The sequence below is a fragment of the Mesorhizobium sp. M1E.F.Ca.ET.063.01.1.1 genome (assembly GCF_003998155.1).
In the GTDB taxonomy this organism is placed as follows: domain Bacteria; phylum Pseudomonadota; class Alphaproteobacteria; order Rhizobiales; family Rhizobiaceae; genus Mesorhizobium.
On record NZ_RZSC01000351.1, the window covers coordinates 1 to 5979 of the forward strand.

Sequence of the window (5979 nt, forward strand, 5' to 3'; positions counted from 1 at the left end):
GTTCCACGAAGCGGCCAACAAGGCCGCCGGCTGGACGGGCGGCAGCGATGGCCTGACGGATATTGCGCCGACGCCACTCTTCGGCGTCTTCGCCTTCGATCTCTGGGGACACACGGCATATGCGCTGGGCGTAGCACTGCTGCTGATCGTGCTGTTTCTGCTGCAGCGGTTGGCCCGCTCGCCGTTCGGCATGCTCTGCCGCGGCATCCGGCAGGATCCGATCCGGGTCGCGGCAATGGGGGCGCCCGTCAGCAAGACGCTGCTCGCAATGTATGTCGTCTCGGGCCTGGTCGCGGGCGTTGGCGGGGGGCTCAACGCGATCTCCACCCAAGTGGTCGGGCTGGACAGCGTGAGCTTCACCCTGTCGGCTTCGGCGCTGGTGATGCTGGTGCTCGGCGGGACAGGCTCGCTCTATGGCGCGATTGTCGGAACGGTCGTCTTCATGCTGTTCGAGGACTTCGTCTCGGCCGCCAACCCATTCCACTGGCTGACGATCGTCGGTGCGCTGCTGGTCCTGGTCGTGCTGTTTGCGCCCAGGGGCATCTTCGGCACTTCTGTCCGGCTGCTTGAACGATCGAGGCGCCGATGACGCCGGTGTTCGAGGTCGAGAGACTGACGCGTTCTTTCGGCGGGCTGGCGGTCACCCAGGCCGTGTCGCTGACGATGGCCCCCGGCGACCGCGTGGCGCTGATAGGGCCGAACGGAGCCGGCAAGACCACCTTCGTCAATCTCGTAACGGGCCATCTGAAGCCCGACTCCGGTGTTGTGCGGCTCGCGGGCGAAGAACTTGGCGGCATGAGCCCGATGCAACGTGTCCGGCGCGGCCTGGTGCGATCCTTTCAGGTCACCCGCCTCTTTCCCGAGATGACGCCTCGGGAACATCTGGCGCTCGCTATCCTGCAACGCCAGGGCCGGACCGGCCGCATGTTCGGGACGTTCTGGACAATGCCCGACGTGCTCACGGAGAGCGGGGCGCTCCTGGCCACGCTTGGCCTGGAGAGCGCCGCCGACCGCAAGGTGGCAGAGATCGCCTATGGGCAGCAGCGGCTGCTGGAGATCGCCTTCGCGCTGGCGCTGAGGCCCAAGGTGCTGTTGCTGGACGAGCCGGCGGCGGGCGTTCCGCAGAGCGAGACGCCGCGCATCGACGCCGCGCTTGCCGGGCTTCCCGCGGATCTGGCGGTGCTGATGATCGAGCACGACATGGACCTCGTGTTCCGATTTGCAAGACGGGTCATCGTGCTGGCAGCGGGCAGGATCATCTTCGACGGCACGCCCAGTGACGCAGCGAAGGATCGGCGCGTGCGGGAAGCTTATCTCGGGAGTTATGCCGATGACCGCGGCGCGGCTTGAGGTTTCGGGCTTAAGCGCAGGCTACGGCCAGACGCGAGTGCTCGAGGACGTATCGTTCGAGGCGGAAGCAGGTGCCCGGCTGGCCGTGCTCGGGCGAAACGGTGTCGGCAAGTCGACGCTGCTCGCCACCATCGCCGGCCAGACGCGGCGGCACGCCGGAGCAATCAAGCTCGGCGATATCGACATTACCGGAATGGACGGTGCGTCGCGCGCCTGGCAGGGTCTCGGCTACGTCCCGCAGGAGCGCTGCATCTTTCCGTCGCTGACCGTCGAGGAAAACCTTTTCGTCGGGTTGAAGGATCGCGAACGATCGGCAGTGGACGAGGCCTACGCGATGTTTCCGAGGCTCAAGGAGCGTAGGCGCAACTACGGCAACCAGCTCTCGGGCGGCGAACAGCAGATGCTGACAACAGCGCGCACCATACTGGGCCGCCCGTCCATCCTGATGCTCGATGAGCCGCTGGAGGGACTGGCTCCGGTGATCTGCGACGAGCTGATGGCCGCGCTGACGCGCCTCGCCTCCGGCGGCGACATGACCATCCTGCTTGTCGAGCAAAGGATCCGCGCCGCTCTGGATTTCGCCGATCATGTGCTCATCCTCGAGCGCGGCCGGATCGCCTGGTCGGGAACGCCTGCCGCATTACGTGCCAGCCCGCAAACCGTCGAAGGTCTGCTCGGCGTGGCAGCGATACCGCATTCGGTCGCTTAATGCATGTCGCCCAAAAGTGCGCAGCGGTTTTGGCGAACGACATGCATCTAAAGCGCGTCGCCTGAGTCCGGTTCAGCCCGACGCGCGTTGGAGCAGTCCAGCGAACTGCAGTAACGGTTTGTTTTCACACAATTCCAGAGCGGAAATTGCCACGCCTTTCGTGGAATTGCGGAAGCTTCAGGCGTGGTGCCGTGCCGCCTCGCGAATGGTCTGCAGGAGGACCGTGAAGGCAGGCGAGGGGGCGGTGTCGGTGCGCATGGTCAAGCCCACCGGCCCCTTGGTTTCCTCGGTGTCGACCGGGAGGACGACGAAGGCGCCGCTGGCGATCTCGTTGGCGACGACGCCGGCCGAGATGATCCACACTGCGTTGCTCTGGCGCATGAAGGAGCGGCCAAAGGAATCCGAAACGGTCTCGATCTCGGTGGCGGGCGCGGTCATGCCGTTGGTGATGAAGAGACGGTCGACGAAAGGCCGGATGACGGATTCCCGGGTCGGCATCAGCACGGGAAACTCGTCGAGACGCGCGGAAATGTCCGCTCCCGGCTCCGACAGGGGATGCCCTGCGCGCACCACGAACAGCACCTGCTCGGAGTAAAGATGCTCGAAGAAGAAGCCGGTCATTTTTTCCGGCGCCGCGAGGCGGCCGACGACGAGGTCGAGCGCGCCGGTGCGCAACTGCTCGAGCAGCACCGCGTTCTCGCCGGTGACGATCTTGATCGCGGCGCTCGTGTTCTCTTGGAGGAAGAGATTCATCGCCAGCGGCATCACCCGCGCCGAGACGGTCGGCAGCGCGCCGATGCGGATCGGGTGGCGGTTGATCGCGCCGTCCTGCCTGACGGAATCGACGCCGCGCTTCAGCGCCGAGATCGCCGAGCCGGCATGGCTAAGGAATATCTCGCCGAGCCTTGTGACGCGGATGCCGCGGCCGTCGCGCTCGACCACCGCGATGCCAAGGGCCTCTTCCAGCTCACGCAAGGTCTTGGTCACGGCCGGCGCGCTGACATGCAGGAAGTCGGCCGCGCGCGCCACGCTTCCCTGCCGCGCAACTTCGAGAAACGTCTGCAGATGGCGGAAGCGGATCCGGCTGTCAGCCACGGTTTGATAACCTCAAAGTTAATGAAACGCCGCAAAATATCATTTTACCGAACCAAATAGCTCGTGCAATGTGCGTTTGGAGGATCGAAATCGTGCCATTCGTCAGCATAGGCGGCGTGACGCTGCACCACCGCTATATCGAGGCGACGGGCATTTTGCGTCCGATCATCTTCATCAATTCGCTCGGCACCGACTTCCGGATCTGGGACGACATCGTGGCGCGGCTTGCCGGAGAAATGCCGATGCTCGTCTACGACAAGCGCGGCCAGGGGCTCTCCGATATCGGCGGCGGCGTGCGCTCGATTGACGACCACGCCGACGATCTGAGCGCGCTCATCGATCACTTCGGCTTCGGCAAGGTGGTGCTCTGCGGCCTGTCCGTCGGCGGCATGGTCGCGCAGGGGCTTTACGCGCGGCGGTCCGAGCTTGTCGAGGCGCTGATCCTCAGCGACACCGCGCACAAGATCGGCACCGCCGAAAGCTGGAATACCCGTATTGCAACCATCGAGCGCGACGGCATCGAGGCGATCGCCGACGGCATAATGAAGGTGTGGTTCACGCCGGATTTCCACCAAGCGCGAGCGGCCGATCTCGCCGGCTGCCGCAACATGCTGACCAGGCAGGCTTTGCCCGGCTATATCGGCACCTGCATCGCGGTCCGTGATGCCGATTTCACCGACAGCGCGCGTCGAATAGCGGTGCCGACGCTCTGCATCGTCGGCGACCAGGACGGCTCGACGCCGCCCGATCTTGTCCGCGCGCTGGCCGATCTGATCCCCGGCGCGCGCTTCGAGGTGGTCCGCGGCGCCGGGCACATCCCCTGCATCGAGCAGCCCGACGCGCTTGCCGCCCTGATCCGCGACTTCGTCGCTTCGCTTCCCAAGGGAAAGCAACTCCATGGATGATGTCTCCAAGAAAGAGAACCGGTACCGGACCGGGCTTGAAGTCCGCCGCTCCGTGCTCGGCGATCCGCATGTCGACCGCGCCGAGGATGCCGCCACTGATTTCGACCGGCCGTTCCAGCAACTGATCACCGAGGCCGCCTGGGGAACGGTGTGGGCGCGCCCCGGCCTGTCGAAGCGCGAGCGCTCGATCGTGACGCTGGCGCTGCTCGCAGCACTCGGCCATGACGAGGAGGTGGCCATGCATGTGCGCGCCACCGCCAACACCGGCGCATCCCGCGACGACATCTGCGAAGCCTTCCTGCATGTCGCAATCTATGCCGGAGTGCCGGCCGCCAACCGCGCCTTCAAGATCGCCAAGGAGGTGTTCTCGCAGATGGACGATGCCCATGCCTGAGGCCGGCTCCAACCGGACGCCGGAAACCGGCGCCTTCTTCCCGCGCGACCGCCAATGGCACCCGCCGGCGTTCACGCCGGGCTACAAGAGCTCGGTGCTGCGCTCGCCGCAGAAGGCCTTGGTCGCCTTCGACAACACGCTGTCGGAACTCACCGGCCCGGTCTTCGGCCATGCCATGCTCGGCGAGCTCGACAACGACCTGATCCACAATTTCGCGAAACCCGGCGAGAGCGCCATCGGCGAGCGCATTATCGTTTACGGACGCGTGCTCGACGAGCGGGGCAAGGGCGTGCCCGGTGTGCTGCTCGAATTCTGGCAGGCCAATGCCGGCGGCCGCTACCGCCACAAGAAGGACGGCTATCTTGCGCCGCTCGATCCGAATTTCGGCGGCTGCGGCCGCGCCATCACCAGCGAGGACGGCGGCTATGGCTTTCGCACCGTCAGGCCCGGACCCTATCCCTGGCCGAACGGCCCGAACGACTGGCGCCCGGCGCATATCCACTTCTCGATGTTCGGCCACGGTTTCGCGCAGCGGCTGATCACGCAGATGTATTTCGAAGGCGATCCGCTGATCTGGCGCTGCCCGATCGTCGGCGGCATCTCCGACAAGCGAGCCGTGGACGCGTTGATTGCCGCGCTCGACATGCAGTCGACGATCCCGATGGACGCGCTTGCCTACAAGTTCGACATCGTGCTGCGCGGGCGGCGCTCGACGCTGTTCGAGAACAGGCTGGAGGGCAATTGATGGCGCAGTCGCTCGACCGGCTGAAGGAGAGCCCTTCGCAGACCGCCGGGCCCTATGTGCATATCGGGCTGACGCCGAATTTCTGCGGCATCGGCGGCGTCTACGAAAATGACCTTGGCTCCACGATGGTCAACGACCAGACCAAGGGCGAGCGCATCGAATTGCGCATCCGCGTGCTCGATGGCACCGGCACGCCGCTCAAGGACGCGCTGATCGAGATCTGGCAGGCTGACGCCAAGGGGCTCTACAATTCGCCCACCGAACTGCGCGGCGCGGCCGATCCCAATTTCCAGGGCTGGGGCCGGCAGCCAACCGACATGGAAACCGGCGTCTGCCTGTTCCAGACGATCAAGCCGGGCCGCGTGCCGTTCCGCGACGGCCGGCTGATGGCGCCGCACATCACACTGTGGATCGTGGCGCGCGGCATCAATATCGGCCTGCACACAAGGCTCTATTTCTCCGACGAGGAAAAGGCCAATGCCGAGGATCCGATCCTTGCCCGCATCGAGCATCGGGTTCGCGCGCCGACGCTGATCGCCGAGCGCCAGGGCGACACCTACGTCTTCGACATCCACCTGCAAGGCGAGAAGGAGACGGTCTTCTTCGACAGCTGACCGTGACCGACATGACCGTTTCGCCTTTCGATCATCCGCTGCTTTCCGGCCTGCTCGGCGACGAAGAGGCGGCGAGGCATTTCTCCGTGGAAGCGGACATCGCCGCGATGCTTGGTTTCGAGCGCGCGCTGGCCGAGGCGGAAGCCGAATGCGGTGTGATCCCGCAC

General features: G+C 65.3%; 7 protein-coding genes and 2 pseudogenes. 8 read left to right on the plus strand and 1 reads right to left on the minus strand.

All coding sequences use genetic code 11. The features are described from left to right. The 3 genes and pseudogenes from EOA29_RS22120 to EOA29_RS22130 all read left to right on the plus strand — a co-directional run. Window positions 1-589, plus strand: a pseudogene (locus tag EOA29_RS22120) (branched-chain amino acid ABC transporter permease); the annotation flags it as partial. Then, a complete protein-coding gene (locus EOA29_RS22125; RefSeq protein ID WP_126092952.1) occupies window positions 586-1350 on the plus strand; it encodes an ABC transporter ATP-binding protein in 765 nt (254 codons plus the stop codon). The pseudogene EOA29_RS22120 and the gene EOA29_RS22125, both read left to right, overlap by 4 nt. Next, on the plus strand, window positions 1331-2059 hold the full coding sequence (locus EOA29_RS22130; RefSeq protein WP_126092953.1) for an ABC transporter ATP-binding protein: 729 nt from the start codon (window positions 1331-1333) through the stop codon (window positions 2057-2059). Before EOA29_RS22125 ends, EOA29_RS22130 begins: the two co-directional genes overlap by 20 nt. A gap of 177 nt (window positions 2060-2236) precedes the next feature. On the opposite strand, the gene pcaQ is transcribed toward EOA29_RS22130, so the two are convergent. After that, the gene (gene pcaQ / locus EOA29_RS22135; RefSeq protein ID WP_127221528.1) at window positions 2237-3154 is read right to left on the minus strand and encodes a pca operon transcription factor PcaQ; all 918 of its coding nucleotides are present in this window, start codon (window positions 3152-3154) and stop codon (window positions 2237-2239) included. Window positions 3155-3246: 92 nt separating this feature from the next. On the opposite strand from pcaQ, the gene pcaD reads away from it, so the two are divergent. The 5 genes and pseudogenes from pcaD to EOA29_RS43135 all read left to right on the plus strand — a co-directional run. Then, window positions 3247-4059 carry a 3-oxoadipate enol-lactonase gene (gene pcaD / locus EOA29_RS22140; protein ID WP_126092955.1) on the plus strand — a complete coding sequence of 271 codons (813 nt, stop codon included), beginning with the start codon at window positions 3247-3249 and terminating at the stop codon, window positions 4057-4059. After that, window positions 4052-4453: a 4-carboxymuconolactone decarboxylase gene (gene pcaC / locus EOA29_RS22145; RefSeq protein WP_126092956.1), complete on the plus strand. Its 402-nt coding sequence runs from the start codon at window positions 4052-4054 to the stop codon at window positions 4451-4453. The genes pcaD and pcaC overlap by 8 nt, the downstream gene beginning before the upstream one ends. Then, window positions 4446-5198 carry a protocatechuate 3,4-dioxygenase subunit beta gene (pcaH, locus tag EOA29_RS22150; RefSeq protein ID WP_126092957.1) on the plus strand — a complete coding sequence of 251 codons (753 nt, stop codon included), beginning with the start codon at window positions 4446-4448 and terminating at the stop codon, window positions 5196-5198. Before pcaC ends, pcaH begins: the two co-directional genes overlap by 8 nt. Then, window positions 5198-5812 (plus strand): protocatechuate 3,4-dioxygenase subunit alpha, encoded by a 615-nt coding sequence (gene pcaG / locus EOA29_RS22155; RefSeq protein WP_126092958.1) that lies wholly within the window; start codon window positions 5198-5200, stop codon window positions 5810-5812. The genes pcaH and pcaG overlap by 1 nt, the downstream gene beginning before the upstream one ends. Window positions 5813-5823: 11 nt before the next feature. Next, window positions 5824-5979 (plus strand): annotated as a pseudogene (locus EOA29_RS43135) (3-carboxy-cis,cis-muconate cycloisomerase); the annotation flags it as partial.

Bases quoted from the DNA above. Each gene is read 5' to 3' on its own strand.
- EOA29_RS22125 (WP_126092952.1), top strand. From the start codon at position 586: ATGACGCCGGTGTTCGAGGTCGAGAGACTGACGCGTTCTTTCGGCGGG.
- EOA29_RS22130 (WP_126092953.1), top strand. From the start codon at position 1,331: ATGACCGCGGCGCGGCTTGAGGTTTCGGGCTTAAGCGCAGGCTACGGC.
- pcaC (WP_126092956.1), top strand. From the start codon at position 4,052: ATGGATGATGTCTCCAAGAAAGAGAACCGGTACCGGACCGGGCTTGAA.
- pcaH (WP_126092957.1), top strand. From the start codon at position 4,446: ATGCCTGAGGCCGGCTCCAACCGGACGCCGGAAACCGGCGCCTTCTTC.
- pcaG (WP_126092958.1), top strand. From the start codon at position 5,198: ATGGCGCAGTCGCTCGACCGGCTGAAGGAGAGCCCTTCGCAGACCGCC.